Annotated in this window: 1 protein-coding gene; it reads left to right on the top strand. The window is 31.9% G+C overall.

The features are described 5' to 3' along the window. Window positions 1–150: 150 nt before the first annotated feature. Complete coding sequence (locus ACH2DQ_RS13915) at window positions 151–1,041, top strand: methyltransferase domain-containing protein (RefSeq protein ID WP_395027134.1); 891 nt, start codon at window positions 151–153, stop codon at window positions 1,039–1,041. Window positions 1,042–1,079 lie beyond the last annotated feature (38 nt).

The raw sequence follows: 1,079 nt of genomic DNA, 5'->3' as shown, positions 1-1,079 counted from the left end.
TATATATAGATTATAAGTAAAATTGATTTTATAGAGCGGCATGGAATATTGTTTTAGAATTATAAATATTCAATATATTACTCATAAGGTTGTCCGCTTATATTTATAATTTATTAAAATATTATTTTTATAATGGAAAGTGAGATGATTATGATAGAAAATAAAAATAGTATAGAGGATGCAAAGCAGGGGAAAGCGAATAGTATTGTTGCCGCAAAGCAGGCGATTGAGAGTAGTATTGTTGCCGCAAAGCAGGGGAAAGCGAATAGTATTGTTGCCGCAAAGCAGGCAATTGAGAGTAGTATTGCTGCCACCAAGCAGGCATTTGAGAATAGTTTTTCTTCTGGAGATTTTTATAATAAACAGACACAAGATGAGCAACATTTAAAATTAATTCTTGAGTTTTTACCGATTAAATCTGAAATGAAGATATTAGATCTGGGAACCGGAAGCGGTTATTTGGCTTTTTCTATTGCGGAGAAATATCCAAATGCATTTATATTTGGATTAGATATTGTAGAAAAAGCATTAGAGATTAATAGGGTTAAGGCTGAAAAACAAAGGATTAGTAATATTAACTTTATCACTTATGATGGTGTTAACTTTCCGTTTGAAGACAGTGAATTTGACATGGTTGTTTCGAGATATGCGCTGCATCATTTTCCAGATATAGAGAAAAGTATATCAGAAGTAAGCCGTGTTTTAAAATCAGGAGGCTTTTTGTTTATTTCAGACCCGGCACCGAATGCTGATGATACCAGTCAGTTTGTGGACGAATATATGCAGCTCAAAAATGATGGTCATATTAAGTTTTATACAAAGGATGAATGGAAACAGATAAGCTTAGAAGCTGGGCTTAAGTTTGTGAAATCTTTTGACAGTTCTATTCGGTTTCCAAAGAAAAAGGATACTGCCTATGGATTTGATGAATTATTAAAGAAACATGACAGAAAAATTATTGAGAGCTACAAACTTAAAGTCTTGGAAAATGAAATATATATAACGGAACAAGTTAACAATATATTACTTTGTAAACGATAACAATTTATGAATTTTGGTAATTTTCGGTAAGAACAGGA

The organism is Robinsoniella sp. (assembly GCF_034124845.1).
The sequence above is the reverse complement of the archived record's forward strand: the minus strand, read 5'-3'. Positions and strand labels throughout refer to the sequence as shown.

Excerpts from the sequence above, each read along its gene's own strand:
- ACH2DQ_RS13915 (WP_395027134.1), top strand. The coding sequence starts at position 151 with ATGATAGAAAATAAAAATAGTATAGAGGATGCAAAGCAGGGGAAAGCG.